The sequence below is a fragment of the Exiguobacterium sp. s7 genome (assembly GCF_018618195.1).
GTDB classification, from domain to species: Bacteria; Bacillota; Bacilli; order Exiguobacteriales; family Exiguobacteriaceae; genus Exiguobacterium; species Exiguobacterium mexicanum_A.
In genome coordinates, this window is sequence record NZ_JACSLO010000004.1 from 1 (window position 1) to 17,222 (window position 17,222).

19 protein-coding genes are annotated in these 17,222 nt (G+C 53.6%); 13 read left to right on the forward strand and 6 right to left on the reverse strand.

Annotated elements, in window-relative coordinates; all coding sequences use genetic code 11:
* Positions 1–93 precede the first annotated feature (93 nt).
* The 3 genes from KNP79_RS06455 to KNP79_RS06465 are packed head-to-tail and all read right to left on the reverse strand — an operon-like array spanning position 94 to position 2,181.
* Positions 94–426, reverse strand: coding sequence for a hypothetical protein (locus tag KNP79_RS06455; protein WP_215191639.1), 333 nt, complete (start codon positions 424–426; stop codon positions 94–96).
* A 56-nt stretch (positions 427–482) separates the two neighbouring features.
* On the reverse strand, positions 483–1,328 hold the full coding sequence (locus KNP79_RS06460) for a DegV family protein (protein WP_215191640.1): 846 nt from the start codon (positions 1,326–1,328) through the stop codon (positions 483–485).
* A gap of 4 nt (positions 1,329–1,332) precedes the next feature.
* The gene (locus KNP79_RS06465; RefSeq protein ID WP_034779370.1) at positions 1,333–2,181 is read right to left on the reverse strand and encodes a lipoate--protein ligase family protein; all 849 of its coding nucleotides are present in this window, start codon (positions 2,179–2,181) and stop codon (positions 1,333–1,335) included.
* Positions 2,182–2,281: 100 nt separating this feature from the next.
* Between KNP79_RS06465 and KNP79_RS06470 the strand changes: the two genes are divergently transcribed.
* The 3 genes from KNP79_RS06470 (at position 2,282) to KNP79_RS06480 (ending at position 5,631) form a co-directional block, all read left to right on the forward strand.
* Positions 2,282–3,577, forward strand: a complete 1,296-nt coding sequence (locus tag KNP79_RS06470; protein ID WP_215191642.1) for an HD domain-containing protein — start codon at positions 2,282–2,284, stop codon at positions 3,575–3,577.
* 23 nt (positions 3,578–3,600) lie between these two features.
* Positions 3,601–5,187 (forward strand): Na/Pi cotransporter family protein, encoded by a 1,587-nt coding sequence (locus tag KNP79_RS06475; RefSeq protein ID WP_034779364.1) that lies wholly within the window; start codon positions 3,601–3,603, stop codon positions 5,185–5,187.
* Positions 5,188–5,319: 132 nt separating this feature from the next.
* Complete coding sequence (locus KNP79_RS06480) at positions 5,320–5,631, forward strand: hypothetical protein (RefSeq protein ID WP_138858729.1); 312 nt, start codon at positions 5,320–5,322, stop codon at positions 5,629–5,631.
* 52 nt (positions 5,632–5,683) lie between these two features.
* On the opposite strand, the gene KNP79_RS06485 is transcribed toward KNP79_RS06480, so the two are convergent.
* Positions 5,684–5,872, reverse strand: coding sequence for a 2-hydroxymuconate tautomerase (locus KNP79_RS06485; RefSeq protein ID WP_012727443.1), 189 nt, complete (start codon positions 5,870–5,872; stop codon positions 5,684–5,686).
* Positions 5,873–6,036: 164 nt separating this feature from the next.
* Between KNP79_RS06485 and ypfJ the strand changes: the two genes are divergently transcribed.
* The 9 genes from ypfJ to KNP79_RS06530 all read left to right on the forward strand — a co-directional run bounded on the left by ypfJ (position 6,037) and on the right by KNP79_RS06530 (position 14,401).
* Positions 6,037–6,891 (forward strand): KPN_02809 family neutral zinc metallopeptidase, encoded by an 855-nt coding sequence (gene ypfJ / locus KNP79_RS06490; protein WP_215191644.1) that lies wholly within the window; start codon positions 6,037–6,039, stop codon positions 6,889–6,891.
* A 107-nt stretch (positions 6,892–6,998) separates the two neighbouring features.
* The gene (locus tag KNP79_RS06495) at positions 6,999–7,847 is read left to right on the forward strand and encodes a MurR/RpiR family transcriptional regulator (RefSeq protein ID WP_034779356.1); all 849 of its coding nucleotides are present in this window, start codon (positions 6,999–7,001) and stop codon (positions 7,845–7,847) included.
* Positions 7,844–8,299, forward strand: coding sequence for a GNAT family N-acetyltransferase (locus KNP79_RS06500; RefSeq protein ID WP_215191646.1), 456 nt, complete (start codon positions 7,844–7,846; stop codon positions 8,297–8,299). The genes KNP79_RS06495 and KNP79_RS06500 overlap by 4 nt, the downstream gene beginning before the upstream one ends.
* A gap of 144 nt (positions 8,300–8,443) precedes the next feature.
* A complete protein-coding gene (murQ, locus tag KNP79_RS06505; protein ID WP_214796647.1) occupies positions 8,444–9,337 on the forward strand; it encodes an N-acetylmuramic acid 6-phosphate etherase in 894 nt (297 codons plus the stop codon).
* Between the two features lie 12 nt (positions 9,338–9,349).
* Positions 9,350–10,723: a PTS transporter subunit EIIC gene (locus KNP79_RS06510; RefSeq protein WP_215191647.1), complete on the forward strand. Its 1,374-nt coding sequence runs from the start codon at positions 9,350–9,352 to the stop codon at positions 10,721–10,723.
* A 52-nt stretch (positions 10,724–10,775) separates the two neighbouring features.
* Positions 10,776–11,828, forward strand: a complete 1,053-nt coding sequence (locus KNP79_RS06515) for a DUF871 domain-containing protein (RefSeq protein ID WP_214753635.1) — start codon at positions 10,776–10,778, stop codon at positions 11,826–11,828.
* 57 nt (positions 11,829–11,885) lie between these two features.
* A complete protein-coding gene (locus KNP79_RS06520; RefSeq protein WP_214753637.1) occupies positions 11,886–12,389 on the forward strand; it encodes a YwhD family protein in 504 nt (167 codons plus the stop codon).
* 157 nt (positions 12,390–12,546) lie between these two features.
* On the forward strand, positions 12,547–13,809 hold the full coding sequence (locus KNP79_RS06525; protein WP_034779341.1) for a dicarboxylate/amino acid:cation symporter: 1,263 nt from the start codon (positions 12,547–12,549) through the stop codon (positions 13,807–13,809).
* Positions 13,810–13,867: 58 nt separating this feature from the next.
* Entirely contained in the window at positions 13,868–14,401 is a 534-nt protein-coding gene (locus KNP79_RS06530) for a TVP38/TMEM64 family protein (RefSeq protein WP_215191649.1), read from the forward strand.
* Here KNP79_RS06530 and cls read toward each other — a convergent pair.
* Complete coding sequence (gene cls, locus KNP79_RS06535; protein ID WP_215191651.1) at positions 14,377–15,906, reverse strand: cardiolipin synthase; 1,530 nt, start codon at positions 15,904–15,906, stop codon at positions 14,377–14,379. The genes KNP79_RS06530 and cls overlap by 25 nt on opposite strands.
* Before the next feature lie 132 nt (positions 15,907–16,038).
* Here cls and KNP79_RS06540 point away from each other — a divergent pair, with 132 nt between their 5' ends.
* Positions 16,039–16,182, forward strand: coding sequence for a hypothetical protein (locus tag KNP79_RS06540; RefSeq protein WP_161787553.1), 144 nt, complete (start codon positions 16,039–16,041; stop codon positions 16,180–16,182).
* A 39-nt stretch (positions 16,183–16,221) separates the two neighbouring features.
* Here KNP79_RS06540 and KNP79_RS06545 read toward each other — a convergent pair whose 3' ends face one another.
* Positions 16,222–17,142, reverse strand: coding sequence for an EAL domain-containing protein (locus tag KNP79_RS06545; protein ID WP_214753643.1), 921 nt, complete (start codon positions 17,140–17,142; stop codon positions 16,222–16,224).
* Positions 17,143–17,222 lie beyond the last annotated feature (80 nt).

Consider the following 17,222-nt stretch of genomic DNA (forward strand, 5'->3'; position numbering starts at 1 on the left):
CTCGGGCAGAACACGAAATGATAATGGAGCATCGACACGGTGGTGTTGGTTCTTCGATAGTTGTTCATACGTTTATCGTATCACTTTGTCTATTTAAGCGATACATTTTCTCGGGATAAGATCACACGTGTTGATCTCTGAAATTCCGACTAGCGGAACTCCGAAATCAAGCTCACGTTCATCCCACCACTGAAGCAGTGGGCTTTCTCGTTCGCAAATTCTGTAAACGACATGCATGACACCATCGCGTCGTTTGACAAAAAAGTCGTACATGATGTCCGGTTCATCAACTAACGTGACATGGAACATGGTACCGAATTGAGTAATACTGGCATGCGATGAATAAGACGAATCAGAAAGTGCATGATGTTCCTGCAAATAATTCTGAAGAAACCTTCGTTTATTGGCTTCATCGATTTGAAACAATGCATATGCTCCAATAATCAGGAGTAATCCGATTGTGAGCCAAACGCGTCGTTTCTTCACGCCTCAAAATAGCCGACGACGAGCAGGCCTGGGCCTGTGTGCGCCCCGATGGCCGAACCGACAATCGTCTTCGTGACGCTCGCCGGGTTCACATGTTCCCGTAACAACGCCTCGAATTGGTCGGCTTTGACTGGATCATCGCCGTGGCCGATGAAGACGTGCCCACCCTCGACGAGCGGTTTCGACTCGGTCATCCATTCGACGATGCGGCGTAACACTTTCTTGTGACCGCGCACCTTCTCGATTGGGACGAGCTTGCCGTCTTCGACTGTCAAAAGCGGTAGAATCGTCAACAAATCCCCGATGAACGCGCTCGCTTTTGAGACACGACCGCCGCGCATCAAATATTCAAGCGATTCGACCGTGAACAAATGCCGGATTTTGCCGACGAGCGACGTAGCGTAGGCGACCGTCTCTTCATACGTATGGTCTTGACCATACTCGGCGACCGCCTTGACGAACAGTCCTTGGCCGACGGACGCGGCACGCGTATCAAGAATATGGAACGTGCTGTTCGGGTATTCTTCTTTAAGTAGGTTGCCGACCATGACGGCCGTCTGATAGGTGCCTGAAAGCTCACCGGAGAAGGCGAGGTACAGGAACGGGATTTCCGATTCGAGATGTTGACGGAAACATTGTTCGAGGCGGGCCGCCTCGATTTGGAACGTCTTCGGCGTCTTCCCGGCACGCATCGCGTCGTACACGTCTTTTGGTTGAATCGTCTCACCGTCTAAAAATTCGTCGTTGTCGATGACGACACCGAGCGGTAGCATTTCGAGACCGTACTCGACGATCTGGTCTTGGGTCAAATCGGCGCCGGTATCGGTTATGATTTTAAACATGCGGTCACTCCTCTATCAATTGTTGTTCAATCTCACGGATCGGTTCATTGCGCTTCCACATCCGGTCGAGCTGGGTCACGAGCGTCGCCTGCTCGTCTGCATCGAGAGTGCCAGGTATGAGCCGGCTCACGTCACTAAGGACGGTGTAGGCGCGGCGCAACACGTCATCGACGGTGAGCGGGATACCGAGCAAGTCCTCGAGTGACGCCATCGTCTCAGGGACGATGGCCGGGTAGGTGAACTTTGTCGCTTCGCCTTGGATGGCGCGCTCATAAAAATCACGGATGAGGGCGGCGCGTTCGCTCCCGCTCTTGCGAACGCTCAAATAAATTTGGACGGCGACACCGCCACGGACACGGCGCTGTGAGATGCCCGCGAACTTCTTGCCGCCGATGGATAAGTCGAAACTGCCGGGGCAGTAAGACCCAACGATTTCGCCAGCGACAATGTCTGTCGTCACGTCTTGAAACATGAGTTGGATGAGCGACGTCATCGCCTCGTAGCCGCTATCGATTTGAATCCCGTCTTTTTCAGGTAAAATCAGGGATAAGTTCAATACGTCTTCATCCAAGACGACGGCAAGCCCTCCTGAATTTCGCACGACGGGACGGAATCCATGTTCATGTAGAAAACGGATGCCGTCTGACAAGTGAGGCAGGCGGGCGTCTTGAATGCCGAGCACGACCGTGTTTAGATGAACCCAGGCCCTGAGGACGGCACCAGACGTTGCGGTCGACGCACAGAGCGTGTCGTCCGTCGCGAACGATTGCTCGGCTTGAAACGCAGGACCGAGCGAGGACTGATCGATGACACGGTAGGTCGGTTGTTGTAATAATGGATGGGTCATATACATAATTCCTTTTCAATAAATAATTTCCTCCCCATTATAGCATGGGAGGAACCACGCGCTAGAAGTCGAATCCAATCATTAATGAAATGTAGGGGGCAACGTCATGTACACGTCACGAGGTCAATTATCCGGGTCGAAAGTGTTCAAAGATCCGGTTCACCGCTATATATATGTCTATGATCATCTCGTCTGGGAATTGATCAACACGAAAGAGTTTCAACGCTTACGGCGCATCAAACAGCTCGGGACATCATTTCTGACGTTCCATGGCGCCGAACATACCCGGTTCCATCATTCGCTTGGCGTCTATGAGATCGCCCGGCAGCTGATTGACCAATTTCACGAGTATCCAGAGTGGGACGACCGCGACCGGGAGCTGTTGCTCGCAGCGGCACTGCTGCACGATGTCGGCCACGGTCCGTTCTCACACGCGTTCGAGCACGTCTTCGCCGTTCGTCACGAGGTATGGACCGAACGAATCATCCTCGGCGACACGGAAGTGAACAAAGTGCTGTCGGAGATGGGCGTTGGTTTCCCGGAAGAAGTAGCGGCCATCATCAATAAGACGCACCCGAACCGCTTGCTCGTCAATATACTGAGCTCGCAGCTCGATGTCGACCGGATGGACTATCTGCTTCGCGACGCCCATTTCGCCGGTGTCAGTTATGGGAAGTTCGATCTTGAGCGCATGCTTCGGGTGTTGCGTCCTGACGAGGACCAAGTCGTCGTCAAACAGTCGGGGATGCATACGATTGAGGACTATATCATGCGCCGCTATCAAATGTATTGGCAAGTCTACTTGCATCCGGCGACGCGATCGAGCGATTTATTGCTCAAAGCCGTGCTCGAACGGGCGCAAGAACTATACGAATCGGGTTATTCTTTCGAGATGACTCCAAAGCATTTCTTGCCGATTTTTAACCATGAAGACATGACGCTCGAGCATTATTTGAAGCTCGATGAGACGATCGTCTATTTCTATTTCCAGGAATGGATGGATGAGGCGGACCCGATTTTGGCCGACCTTGCGAGCCGCTTCGTCAACCGTCGTTTGTTGAAATATAAGAACTTCCCGGAAGCGAACCGCGTCCGCTATATGGACCGCTTGCGTTCAACGATGGAGGCAATCGGTTTACCGACCCGCTACTACTTGCTCGAGGATCAGCTCAGCCAATTGCCATACGATTTGTATAAAGGGCACGGGACATACGAAGGCATCTATCTCAAGATGAATGATGGCGACCGCCGGGAAATTTCGGAAGTGTCGATGCTCGTCCAATCGATTTTAAACTCACGACAGTCCGACGAGAAAATCTATTATCCGGAGGACGTACTGCTCAACTTGAAAGATCACGCATCAGAAAAAACATGGATGTTGTCAACGTTACGAGGCGATTGAATCGTTGAAAAGGAAGTGACACCATGGGAATCGGCACATTGGTCGGGGGAGTCGGCATCTTCCTACTCGGGATGATGCTGTTGACGGATACGTTGAAAAGCATGGCCGGGGAACGCCTCCGGCAACGATTGAATCGCTTGGCTGAAGGACCTGTTTCGGGTGCCTTTCTCGGAGCGACGATGACGACGTTGTTTCAGTCCTCGACCGTGACGACGCTCATGACAATCAGTTTTGTCAGTGCCGGCCTGCTGACGTTCACCCAAGCGCTCACACTCGTCATCGGAGCGAACGCGGGTAGCGCGACGACCGGATGGATCGTGGCGCTCTTAGGTTATAACGTCGATATCCGCGAGCTGTTGCTCCCGCTCATCGGGGTCGGCATGGCGCTGCGCTTGATTGGGCGGCGCGTCAAACGCATCGGCATGCTCATGGTCGGACTTGGCCTCATTTTTGTCGGCATCGGAACGCTCCAAGAGGCGATGCGGGAAGTTGTCACGTTCTCGTTCGCCAGTTGGGAAGCGGACACACCGCTCCACCAACTTGCGCTTCTCGGTACGGGCCTGTTGATGACTGTTTTATTGCAGTCTTCAAGCATCGGTCTCGTCTTGACGATGACGGCGCTCGCGACTGATACGGTCACCCTTGCCCAAGCGTGTCTGCTCGTCTTAGGGCAAAGTGCCGGTACAAGTCTCGTCGTCGCGCTCGGGTCGATCGGAGGCTGGAAGTCGGCCCGCCGCATCGTCTTGGCGCACGTGCTCGTCCACGGCTCGATTTTACTCATTGGCTGGCTGACGTTCCCGCTCTTGTTCGGCGTCGTCAACGGTGTGGCCGACCGTCTCAATTGGAACGAACTGTTGCGGCTCGCCTTGTTCCACACGTCGTTCCATCTGCTTGGTGTGTTCACGTTTTTGCCGTTCCACGAGGCGTTCAGCCGTCGGTTGCTGAAGTGGGTCCCGAGCCGGGCGGAGAAGCTGACCCGGTTCTTGAACCCGAACATGGCCCGCATCCCGACGGTCGCGCTCGAAGCGGCCCGACGCTCGTTGATTGAAATCGAGCGCTATCTCGCCAAAGAGACGAAACTGTTACTAGCGGAAGGACGAAAGCGCGACGACGAGCTCCAACTCGTGGAGAAGACGCTCGGGGACGTGCGTGTCTTTTTGAGCACGATTCAATTGGAAGAAGGGCGGGGCCGCAATGACTATGGGCAACACTTGTCGCTGCTTCATACGATTGATCACTTGGAGCGGTGGCTGTTCGTCATGCGTGAAGTCGACCCGGTCGACGCCCTTCGGGATACAGACTTCCTAGTCGCGCGCCAGCTCGTCTTGCATGAACTCGACATGTTGGAGACGCTCAACCATCACACGCCCCCGGAAGAGTCTCGGCAGTGGAAGACGGCCTCGAAACAGCTCGCCGAATATCGAAAAGCGCACCGGGCCGAACTGCTCGAGGAGACGGCGGCCAATCAACTCGAGATGGACCAAACGATTCAAAAGGTGCAAGCTCTCCTCTGGCTCGACCGAATCGGCTATCACATTTGGCGTGCGACGCGTCATCTCATTAAACCGACCGTCCCGAGCGAGCGGTTTGAAGTGAATCTGGAAGACTGACCACATTTGTAAAATTACATCCAACATTTATTATGTAATTGAAAATATATACCAAAAAAATAAAAATCCAAACATCGTTAACATCTATATTTGTATAATGATTGTACATTAGACATTATGGGAGGATTTTTTATGCCATTTAGAAAACCTGTTTCAACAATGGGCGGATTGAATTTTTGGAGTAATGTTCAACAAAATGAGCACTTTGTGATGCAAAAACACAAAACTGGGCTCTGGCCATATAAATTCCGTATTTTAATGAGAGCAACGTCTAAAGAAATTGCCAATGCGAATGATTTAGAAACGATTCAATATGATTGGAGATTCCTTGAGACTAATGCGGTTCCACGGATTGATGAGAGCGGCTTTTTAGAAATCACTAAAGTCGAAACAATCGTAGAAGATTTGATTATGAAAACTATTTCTAATAAAATGCCGTTTTGAGGTAAAAAGAATGCCATGTCCACAACAGGGACATGGCATTCTTTTTACCTCATTACTTCTTGTCCGCGTGCATAACGCCGGCTTGACCGTAGTGCGTCGCGTCCATTTCTTCGATGAAGACGGTGATGTTTTCTTTCGGTGCGTTCGTCGTCTCCGAGACGGCGTCCGTCACTTTTTCAATCAAGGCACGTTTTTGTTCGACCGTGCGGCCTGGGAGCATTTTGACAGTTACGTATGGCATAACATTTCCTCCTTTTAGTTCGTTCCCTTTCATTCTAGTGAAAGGTGGGGCGGGTGGAAAGCAGAAAATCGATTGAGCGGACGGTACAAAGAAAAAATGCAGGTGCGAAATATGTGAAAACGGGGTAAGGAACAAGACAGACTAGACGTAGGAGGAACAGGCGGATGAAATGGAAGGGTAGACAAGCAAGTCGTAATGTCGAAGATCGACGGGGACAAAGTGTCGGAGGGAAAGGGATTGCCGGGATTGGCGGAGGCTTCGGTCTCATCTTGGTCATCGTCTTCACATTGCTGAACGGGGGCAATCCGGCAGACATTGTCAACAACATCGGGATCGGCGAACCACAGTCGTCCGAGACGTATCAAGGTTCGGCACGGGAAGAAGAGATGGCAGACTTCGTGTCGGTCGTGCTAAGGGATACCGAGGAAGTATGGACCGATATATTCGCGGAGAACGGATTGACGTATCGGGAACCGACGCTCGTCTTGTATAAAGACCAGGTCGAATCTGCCTGCGGTATCGCGGGATCGGCTGTCGGACCGTTCTACTGTCCCGGTGACCAAAAGCTATACATCGATTTAAGTTTCTATGATGAACTCAGTCAACGTTTCAACGCACCGGGTGACTTCGCGATGGCGTATGTCGTCGCCCACGAAGTCGGCCACCACGTCCAGACGTTGCTCGGCACGACCGATGAGATCATGCCGCTCCGTAACGAGATGAGTGAGACGCAGTTCAATAAATATTTGGTCCGCTTCGAGCTTCAGGCCGATTATTATGCGGGCGTCTGGGCCCACCACGCCCAAGGCATGGGCTACCTCGAGGCTGGCGACGTCGAAGAAGCGATGAATGCGGCGCACCAAATCGGGGATGACACGCTTCAAAAACAGGCACGCGGCTATGTGACGCCAGACTCGTTCACCCATGGGACGTCCGAACAGCGGAAACGCTGGTTCGACAAAGGGTTCCAAAACGGGACGATTCAAGGCGGCGATACGTTCAATGCCAAAAACTTATAACGATCAGGTCAAGCTTCGGCTTGACCTTTTTCATATCCAAATTGGCTTGTGCAGAAAGAATCCGCTATCATGGAAACAGAAACTAGAAGTAGGAAGGGGATGACCCGATGGAATCCTTACTCAAAAAAATCGAACTCGCTAAAAGTGAGATGACGTCTGTCGAGAAGAAAATCGCAGACTATATTTTGACCCACTCGACGCTCGTTCCGAACATGACGACGAAAGAACTTGCTCAAAAGACGGATGTGTCAGAGGCGAGTATCGTCCGGTTCGCCCGCGTCGTCGGCATCGACAGCTTCAAGGCGTTCAAGCTCGCCCTCGTCAAAGACTTGGCCATCACCGAGACGACGCTCACCGACTTCAACGTGTTACAGCAGAAAGACACACCGTACGATTCGTTTCAAAAAGTCATCCATGTGAACAAGATGGCCATCGAGGCATGTGCCGAGGCGATGGACAAACGCGAGCTCGAGCATGCAATCGATACGTTCGCCCGAGCGAACCGGGTCGTGTTTTATGGGGTCGGCGGCTCGTCGACGGCGGCGTACGACGCCCAGTACAAATTCACGAAACTCGGCTATGCGGCCCAGACGTCGCAAGACTTTCATTACATGTTGTCGCTCATCCCGCATCTCGGACCGAACGACGTCTTCGTCGCCATCAGCACGTCTGGTCGGACGAAAGACGTGCTCGAACTCGTCCGCTTCGCCAAGAAGAAAGGGGTGCCGGTCGTCGCCATCACGGACCTCGATAAATCTCCGCTCTATCGGGAGGCGGACGTCCGTCTTTGCACGCCGAGCGTCGAACGTGATTTCCGGATTGCGAGCATCGCTTCACGGATGACCCAGTTGACGATCATCGATACGCTCTATATGGGTCTGTTGCACCGGAAAGGCGAAAGTTTGATTGACCGTTACGCCGAGGCGCGTGACGAGATGGTGAAGTTGCGCCGATGATTCACGTTTATGATGCGACGTGGCGCGACAAGGTCGCGACGTTCTTGTTGCGGCAGTCGGCGTTCGCGAGCTTGAACGGACAGACACCTGAAGCGTTTCGAGACGAGAATTTGACCGACTTTGAAGCCGAAGGGACCGTCAGCCTCGTGTTTGAAGAAGGGGACGTCATCGCGGTCGCTGATTTGTTGAAAGAACATCCAGTCGACGGATCGCTCTGGCTCGGCCTGTTCGTCGTCGACGAACGATTTCATGGTACCGGCGTCGCGCAACGGCTGTATGAGCAACTTGAACAGGAATATATGCGCCCTTTCCAGACGGTGTTTCGGCTCGGTGTCTTGCCGCACAATGAACGGGCACATCACTTTTGGGAACGACAAGGTTATGTGTACGAAAAAGATTCCGTCACGGCACGGGGCGACCAAGTCCACGTGATGAAGAAACTGGTCGAATGAAGGGCTCGGTCCGCTATGGGCTGGGCTTTTTCTATGGACTGGGCGGCATCCTCATTCCTTTTATGAAATTTTACTTCCTTATTTTTTTAAATAAGTTTGACTTTTAATTTCAAGTTAGTACAATGAAATCAGAGAGAAGAAAGGATGGTGGCGATGTTAGACAAACTGGCTACTGAAAGACGGAATGAACGAACGATGCACTTGGACGAGATGGCGGTCGAGGAGTTCCTCGCGGTGATGAACGAGGAAGATCAATCGGTCCCCCACGTCATTAAAGAAGAGCTATCGGTCATTGCCGAAGTGACGAAGCGTGCCATCGCATCCTTCAAACAAGGCGGGCGTTTGATTTATATCGGCGCAGGGACGAGCGGACGGCTCGGTATCTTGGATGCGGCAGAATGTGTGCCGACGTTCGGCGTATCACCGGACATGGTCGTCGGACTCATCGCCGGAGGCGAGCGTGCGCTCATTAAAGCCGTCGAGGGAGCAGAAGACAGCAAGGATTTGGCAGTCAATGATTTGAAAGCGCTTCACTTGGGCGAGAAGGACACGGTCGTCGGAATCGCCGCGAGCGGCCGGACACCGTACGTCATCGGCGGGCTCGATTACGCCCGTGAAGTCGGGGCGACGACAGCTGCGTTATCATGTAACAAAGGATCAAAAATCAGCGACCACGCCGAGTATAAAATCGAGGTCGAGACGGGACCGGAAGTGTTGACCGGTTCGACCCGTTTGAAAGCAGGGACGGCGCAAAAACTCGTCCTCAACATGATTTCGACGGCGTCGATGATTGGGGTAGGGAAAGTGTATCAAAACCTGATGGTCGACGTGCAGCCGACGAACGAGAAGTTGGAAGTGCGGGCCAAACGGATGATTGCGGAAGCGACAGGGGTCGACGAACAGACGGCCGCGCGTTATTTTGATTCATCCGGTGGGCACGTCAAGACGGCGATCGTCATGATTTTAGCCGATGTCCCGCATGCGGAGGCAGTCGAGCGATTAGAGCGTGCGAACGGATTCGTCCGTGACGCATTATAAGGGGGATTCGAGATGAAGAAAGAAGAGGTTCTTGCGCATGCGATACTCGAGCATGTCGGGGGGAAAGACAACATTCGTCAACTCGCGCACTGTATGACACGTGTGCGTTTGGCGCTCAAAGATCCGACGAAAGCGGATCTTGCCGCCTTGAAACAAATCGATGGTGTCATGGGTGTCATCGATGATGAGACGTTGCAAATCGTCGTTGGCCCGGGGACGGTCAACCGTGTGGCGGATCACCTCAGCCGCGAGACGGGGCTCGCCATCGGAGAAGAATCGGTCGACGCGAACTTGACGCCGGACGAACGGGCCGCCATCGAACGTCAAAAAGTGAAAGACAAACAGAAGTCGCCGTTCAAGCGCTTCTTACGTCGCTTAGGGAATATTTTCATTCCGCTCATTCCAGGACTTGTCGCTTCAGGTATCATTAACGGAGGAGCCAACTTCGCGAAGAACGCCGGGGTCGACCCGACGGAAACGTGGATGCAAATCCTCTTATTGCTCGGTAGCACGGTATTCGCTTACCTCGCCATTCTCGTCGGTTGGAACACGGCAAAAGAGTTCGGCGGGACGCCGGTACTCGGTGCCATCGCCGGGGGGATCCTCTTCAACCCGGTGCTCGCGGACATCACCATTTATGGGGAACCGCTCGTCGTCGGGCGGGGTGGACTGTTCGGGGTCATCTTTGCCGCTTGGCTCATGACGTACATCGAGAAACATGTCCGTCGCTTCATGCCGACAGCAGTTGATATCATCTTCACACCGCTTCTCACGGTACTCGTCGTCGGTTTCACGGCGCTCTATGCGATCATGCCGTTCGCAGGCGTCTTATCGGATGGTATCATGCAAGGTCTTAACGCCGTGCTCGAAGTCGGTGGACCGGTCGCAGGGGCTGTTCTTGCTGGATTCTTCTTGCCGCTCGTCATGGTCGGATTGCACCACGGACTCACACCGATTCACTTGGAGCTGTTGAACACGGTCGGTAACACGGCACTCTTGCCGATCTTGGCGATGGCCGGGGCCGGACAAGTCGGGGCAGCACTTGCCATCTTTGTGAAGACGCGCAACCAACGCCTCCGTAACATCATCAAAGGGGCGATCCCGGTCGGATTCCTTGGCATCGGTGAGCCGCTCCTCTACGGGGTCACGCTTCCGCTCGGTCGTCCGTTCTTGACGGCTTGTATGGGCGCAGCGGTCGGCGGCGCATTCCAAGCGACGATGAAGACGGCAGCACTCGGGATTGGGGTCTCGGGTCTCTCGCTCACACCGCTCATCGACAACGGCATGTACTTGACGTACATCGCAGGTCTTGTCATTTCGTACACGGCAGGCTTCGTCTTCACATATTTCTTCGGATTCAAAGAAGAGATGGCGGACGGAATTTAACAACCGAGGCGGCTCTTTGGAGTCGCCTTTTCATTTAAGAGGAGGTTTTCTGATGAAAGGATTATCGGTATATTTGAGCGAACCGCTCACGTCAAACTTCAAGGCATGGGTCGGACGCATGCGTGAGATTGGCTTTACGTCGATGTTCACATCCCTACATATTCCAGAGGACGATCCATCCGTATATACGGAACGATTGCGACAGCTCGGCATGCTCGCACGTGAACTCGACATGGAGCTGTTCGCCGATATCGCGCCAACGTCGCTTGCCGCGCTCGGCAAAACGTGGGATGATGCCCACACGCTCGTCGAGTGGGGTGTGACCGGACTGCGCGTCGATTACGGCGTGACCCCGAAACAAGTCGCCGACTTGTCGACGCGGATGACGGTCGCCTTGAACGCGAGCACGCTCACAGAAAGTGAGTTCGCGGAGATGAGGCGGCACGGTCTCGTGACGGACAACGTCGAGGCATGGCACAACTTCTATCCGCGCCCGGAGACGGGGCTTGATCGAAACTGGTTCGATGACAAGAACGATTGGTTGAAACGCCAAGGATTGAGCGTTCAAGCGTTCATCCCGGGAGATGGGACACTCCGCGGACCGCTGTTGGAACGGTTGCCGACGCTCGAAGACCATCGAACGTTATCGACGTTCGCCTGCTACATGGACCTCATGGATTCAGTCGATCGCATTTTAATCGGTGATCCGGGACTTGCTGACGAGACGATTGAACAGTTCGCTTCAAACGCCGACGGGATGCTCGTCCTCCGGGCCGAAGCGGAGACGACGATTGAGGCTGCTTTCTATCGCGTCCAGACGAACCGGATGGACCCGGCGCGTGACGTCGTCCGTTCGGTCGAGTCTCGGGCTTACGGCCGACCTGGGGACCGCTTGCTTGAACCGATGGATGCGAGACCGCGTCCGCTTGGGACGATCACGGTCGATAATGCGGATTACGGGCGCTATGCCGGCGAGATGCAAGTGACGAAACGGGATCTTCCGCCTGATGCACGAGTCAACGTTCTCGGCCGGGTCATCGAGGCAGACCGTCCGCTCATCCGTGCCATCGGACCGGGTACGACGTTTCGGATTGAGTGGTGCTGACGTTCCGGATTGCCACATTCCCTCGTCATTGTGTACAGTAGAGAGGGAGGGAAGTCTATGAAAGAGATTAATTTTAATATCGTCGCTGACGATTCGACCGATGGCCACGGCGGTTTTGGGGTCGGTTCGCTCAGTTTGAACAATATGTCTCCCGTCATCATCGATGTCGAGGCGGGGACTGCGGTCATCGATATGGGGGCCATGCATGCCAAATCGGCGATTGAGAAACGCATCAAGTTTTTGACGGACCCGGAAGCGGTGCCGAACGGCAAACCGTACTGGATTGTCTGGGTCACGGTCGGTCGAAAGCCGGAAGGGTTCTATTATGGCGGTGTCGCGGCCTGTGACATGTCGGTCGACCTCGAGGCACGGCGCGGATACAAGCTGTTGCCGTACCACGTCAACCAGATGGACAAATCGCTCAAAGGCCGTATTCTCATCGATATGATGGACGCACCGTCACGCAGCGTGCTAGCCGCGTTTTTGAAAGAACATCGTCCTGAGATTTGGGAGCAATCGACCGAACTTCAAACCGAACTTGCGCGTCTCGATGCCGAGTGAAAAGATTGGACCGTTTTGGTCTCCAATCTTTTTTGTTTTCGTTCAAGTGAAGATGGGAACATGAACTTGTTATGATGTTGTGATTTTACCGTAATTGTATGAATATTCAGCATTATGCTATACTAAACGCACTGTGCAAAAAAGAAAGGGTGACACGATGAGTGAAACGAAGAAAATTTTAATTGGCCTCGCCTTAGGGGTCCTTGTCGGGCTAGGGCTCGCCGGTCTGTCCGGTAACGTATATGACATCGTCAATACGTATATCCTTTCCCCAGTCGGTACCGTATTTTTGAACTTGATTAAAATGCTGGTCGTTCCGATCGTCTTCTTCTCGATCATTCTCGGCGTCATGGGTCTCGGGGACCCGAAAGAGCTCGGTCGGGTCGGATCGAAGGCGCTTCTCTTCTTCTTGACGACGACGGCGCTCGCCATCATCTTGGCGATGGGTGTCGCTTCGGTCATCAAACCGGGAGAGCGTGGCGATTTCCAAACAGCAAACCTTGAATTCGAATCGGGTGCGGCTGAAGAGTCGTCAAACATCGTGCAGACATTCGTCAACATGATTCCGACGAACCCGATTCAAGCGCTCGCTGAAGGCAACATGCTTCAAATCATCGTGTTTGCGGCTCTCATCGGATTTGCGATGATCGCTCTCGGCGAACGGGCCAAAACGTGGCGCCGTTTCGTCAAACAAGGCGACCGCATCATGATGCACTTGATTCACTTGGTCATGAAGCTCGCCCCATACGGCGCGTTCGCTTTGATCGCCTCGGCCATCGGAGGTATCGGTTTCGATGCTGTCAAAGCGATGGCGTGGTATATGTTCGCGGTCGTCTTGACGCTATTTTTACACTCGGTACTCGTCTACGGCGGGGCGCTCGTCCTGCTCGGGAAGATGAGTCCGGTCTTCTTCTTTAAAAACTTCTACGAAGCGATCACGCTCGCGTTTTCGACGTCGTCTTCGAACGCGACGCTCCCTGTATCGATGGAACTCGCCCAGACGAAGCTCGGCGTGCCGCGTTCCATCTCCTCATTCGTTCAGCCGCTCGGCGCGACGGTGAACATGGACGGGACGGCGATCATGCAAGGGGTCGCGACGATTTTCATCGCCCAAGTATTCGCGGCTGATTTGACGATGACCGAACTCGTGACGGTCGTCATCACAGCGGTACTCGCCTCGATCGGGACGGCGGGTGTACCTGGTGTCGGGCTCATCATGCTCGCGCTCGTCTTGCAGTCGGTCAACTTACCGGTCGAAGGGATCGCCCTGATCATCGGTGTCGACCGTATCCTCGACATGCTCCGGACGTCGGTCAACATTACCGGCGACGCGACATGCGCGGTCGTTGTCTCGAAACTTGAAGAGAAACACCTTCCACCTGTCGACGAAGACGCGTGGGATGAAGTCGAAGCAAAATAAACAGAAGGCTGACCCGTCGTTGACGGGCCAGCCTTTTCAAATGAAGTGAGGTTTTTATATGGAATGGGCAGCTTTGCCGATCCCGTTGTTTGTTGTGATCAGTATCTTGTTGAATATGCTCATCGCCGTCGCCGGTATATTACCGAGCGCATTTTTGACGGCGTTGAACGTGCAACTGCTAGGATTTGGACCGGGCGTCGCCGTCTCTATCGTCGGCGAGGCCGTGGGTGCTGTGCTCAGTTTTATTCTCTATCACAAAGCGTTCCACCGGTTCACCTCACCGGATGGGGAGCGTTTGAAACGGCTCCGCGAAGCAGATGGTATTGAGGCATGGTTTCTTGTCCTCGGGCTGAGGCTGATGCCGTTCGTACCGTCCGGACTCGTCACGCTGTCGGCCGCGTTCAGCCGGATGTCGCTCCCGTCCTTCGCCGTAGCGAGCACGATTGGGAAAGTGCCGGCATTGTTGATCGAGGCGCTCGCGGTCGCGGCGGTCTTACACGTGGCCGCGGGCTGGCAACTCGGTCTCATTGCGGTTCTCCTTATCCTGTATGCGGTTTGGCGCTTGTCTCAAAGGAGTGGCGAGAAAATATGACAGAACGCTTCGATGAAACGTTTGCCGCTCGATTTCTTGCGAAGCATTGACCAGTCGATGAGAATCGACTCATCAAAGTCTTTCAAGAACGCTTCTTGCAGCTGTTGGATGGACGACGTCTCATACTGGGCGATTGTCATCTCGTGGTTCAAGTACATGCTCCTAAAATCAAAGTTAGCCGTCCCGACGAGCGCAATCTTGCCATCGATGAGGACGGTTTTTGCATGGATGAAATGGCGATTGTATTTATAAATCCGAATGTTCCGTTTGAGCAGTTGTTCGAAATAATATTCGGTCGCATGGAAGCTGAACCATTCGTCTCCTTTTCCGGGGACGACGATTCGCACATCGATGCCACGCCGGCCGGCGACTTCTAACAGCGCGAGCAATTCGGGAGGCGGAATCAAATATGGTGTCGTAATCCAAATCGACTCCTTCGCCTCCATCAAAAGCGTAATGAGCCCGTCTCGGATCGTGACATCTTTCCCGGGAGACGTGACGAGTAGCTGTGTCGCCCCGTTGTCCGGTTGCAGGTCATCGATAAAATACTCCGGTAAATGTTTGCTGTCGGCGAACAAGTCCCAGCGTTCTGTATCGTCTTCATGACCGGCATACAGCCAATTCTCGACGAACAAACGCTGAAGTTCCCGGACGAGCGGTCCTTCGAGGCGCAGATGGGTATCACGCCAAAATCCAAGCTTTTTATGTTTCCCGAGATATTCATCCCCGACGTTCAGTCCGCCGGTGTAAGCGATTCGCCCATCGATGACGATCAACTTTTGATGGTTGCGGAAGTTGGCGTTAAAGACGAGGAGCGGGTGGACGACCGGGTCGAACGCTTCGACGTGGACGCGGGACTCGCGGAGCGGTTCGAGAAACGCTTCGCTAATCTCTTGGCTGCCGAGGCCGTCATACAAAAAGCGGACGGTGACATTCTCGTTGGATCGTTTAATGAGAGCGTCACGAATTTTGAGCGAGATTTCATCGGTCCGGAATAGATAATACTGGACGTGGATATGATGGGTCGCTTGCTCGATATCTTTAATCACCGCATCGAATTTTTCCTCGCCGTTGACGAGCAGTTTCGTCGACGTGTGACCATCCGCACCGGTCGCGCCGAGCTTCTCGAGTGTGCGCGTGAGAGGAAAGCGATCCGACACGTCGTTTGCTGTCTCGATCCGTTCGGCCTCGATTGCTTGCCGGAACATCCGAATCTCGGTCGAGGTCCGTTTGATGCGTCGGTGTCGTCGAGGTGTTCGGCCGAACAGTACCCAGGCGAGGGCACCGAGGAACGGAATGAACAAGACGGCGAGCAGCCAGGCGAGCTTGGCCTGCGGTTGGACATGGTCAAATAAGATATGCCAGCCGACGATGAGCGGAATGAGAATGGCGGCCCCAATTAGGAACGGGATGAGCCCGTCGATCGAGTAAAGCAAACCAAGAAGGAAGATGCCGAGTACAATCATGATGAGGAGTTGCCAGACGCGTCGTTTCAACAAGTACACCTTCTTTCTGTTCAGTTGTCATCACTAGATTCATTCCACCGTTTACACGTTCTTAACCTAAAAAACGTTTCAGCATGAAGCGCGAGGGAATTAACCGTACTGTACGACACAACGTAAAAAGGGGTGTTCATGATGAAAAAGAAAGGTGCATTGGCCGCGTCGCTGTTGGCGACGGGCATCATCCTCGGGGCTTGCGGGGGAGCAGAGGAAGAACCGATGAACAATGAAGATACAGAGATGCAAGAAGACATGGACGAAGAGGAAGACGAGGATTAAAAAAACGGCCTAGAGCGGGTGCTCTAGGCCTTCATTGCGTCAAAGCGCATAAGGAGACGGTTTACCGAAATAATAGCCTTGGGCGAGGTCGAACCCGAGTTCGCGACAGACGTCGACTTCTTCGGGGCGTTCGATGCCCTCGGCGAGGATGGTGATGCCCATTGAGCGCGTCAATTGACGTACGTTTTTCAAGAACGCTCGTTTCTCGGCGTCTTGGTCGCAGAAGGAGATGTACGACCGGTCGATTTTGACATAGTCGGGCTCAAGTCGCTTCAACATATCGAGCGTCGAGAAGCCAGCGCCGACATCATCGAGGGCGACTTTCATACCACGCTTCTTATATGTAGAGAACACATGTTGCAAATGGGCGACATCTTGGACTTTCTCCGTCTCAACGACCTCGAAGATGAAACGATCGGGACTGAGTCCGTACCGGTCGATAATCTCGAACGTGTGTTGGAGACAATAGTCTGGGTTATAAATCGTCGAGGGCAAGAAGTTGATGAACGTCTTCTCGTGAGGCTCGACGGCGTGATACGTCGCTTTGATCGCTTCGGCGCGAGCACGTTGATCTAGCTTCGAGTGAAGCCCGAATCGGTTCGCGGCCCGGAACAGTTCGCCCGGTGAGACGTTGTTCTGGCTTCTGAGAAGAGCCTCGTAGCCGAACCGTTCTCCGGTGTCGAGATGGATGATCGGTTGCAAGTGGCTCTCGAAGTCACCGTGTTGAATCAATTCGATCGTGTCGCGGTTGGCGATTTGTTCAAGCAGGTCGCTCGCCGAGACGACGGCGGTCTGGCGTTTGGTGGCCGGGTCGACACAGTACACGTCTTCCTCGACAGCGGCGAGGCGTTGCGTCAATTCGTCAAATGAGTCGTACGGGTGGGGCTTGTCATTGACGACGACGAGGCCCCGTTCAAAAAATGGGATGGTCGTGGAGCAGGCGGTACAAGGAGACCACATAGGATCCCTCCTTTCAAATAATCGAAATACTCTCTAATCAGTTTATCGGACAAAACTCACCTAAAACTCACACATCGAGG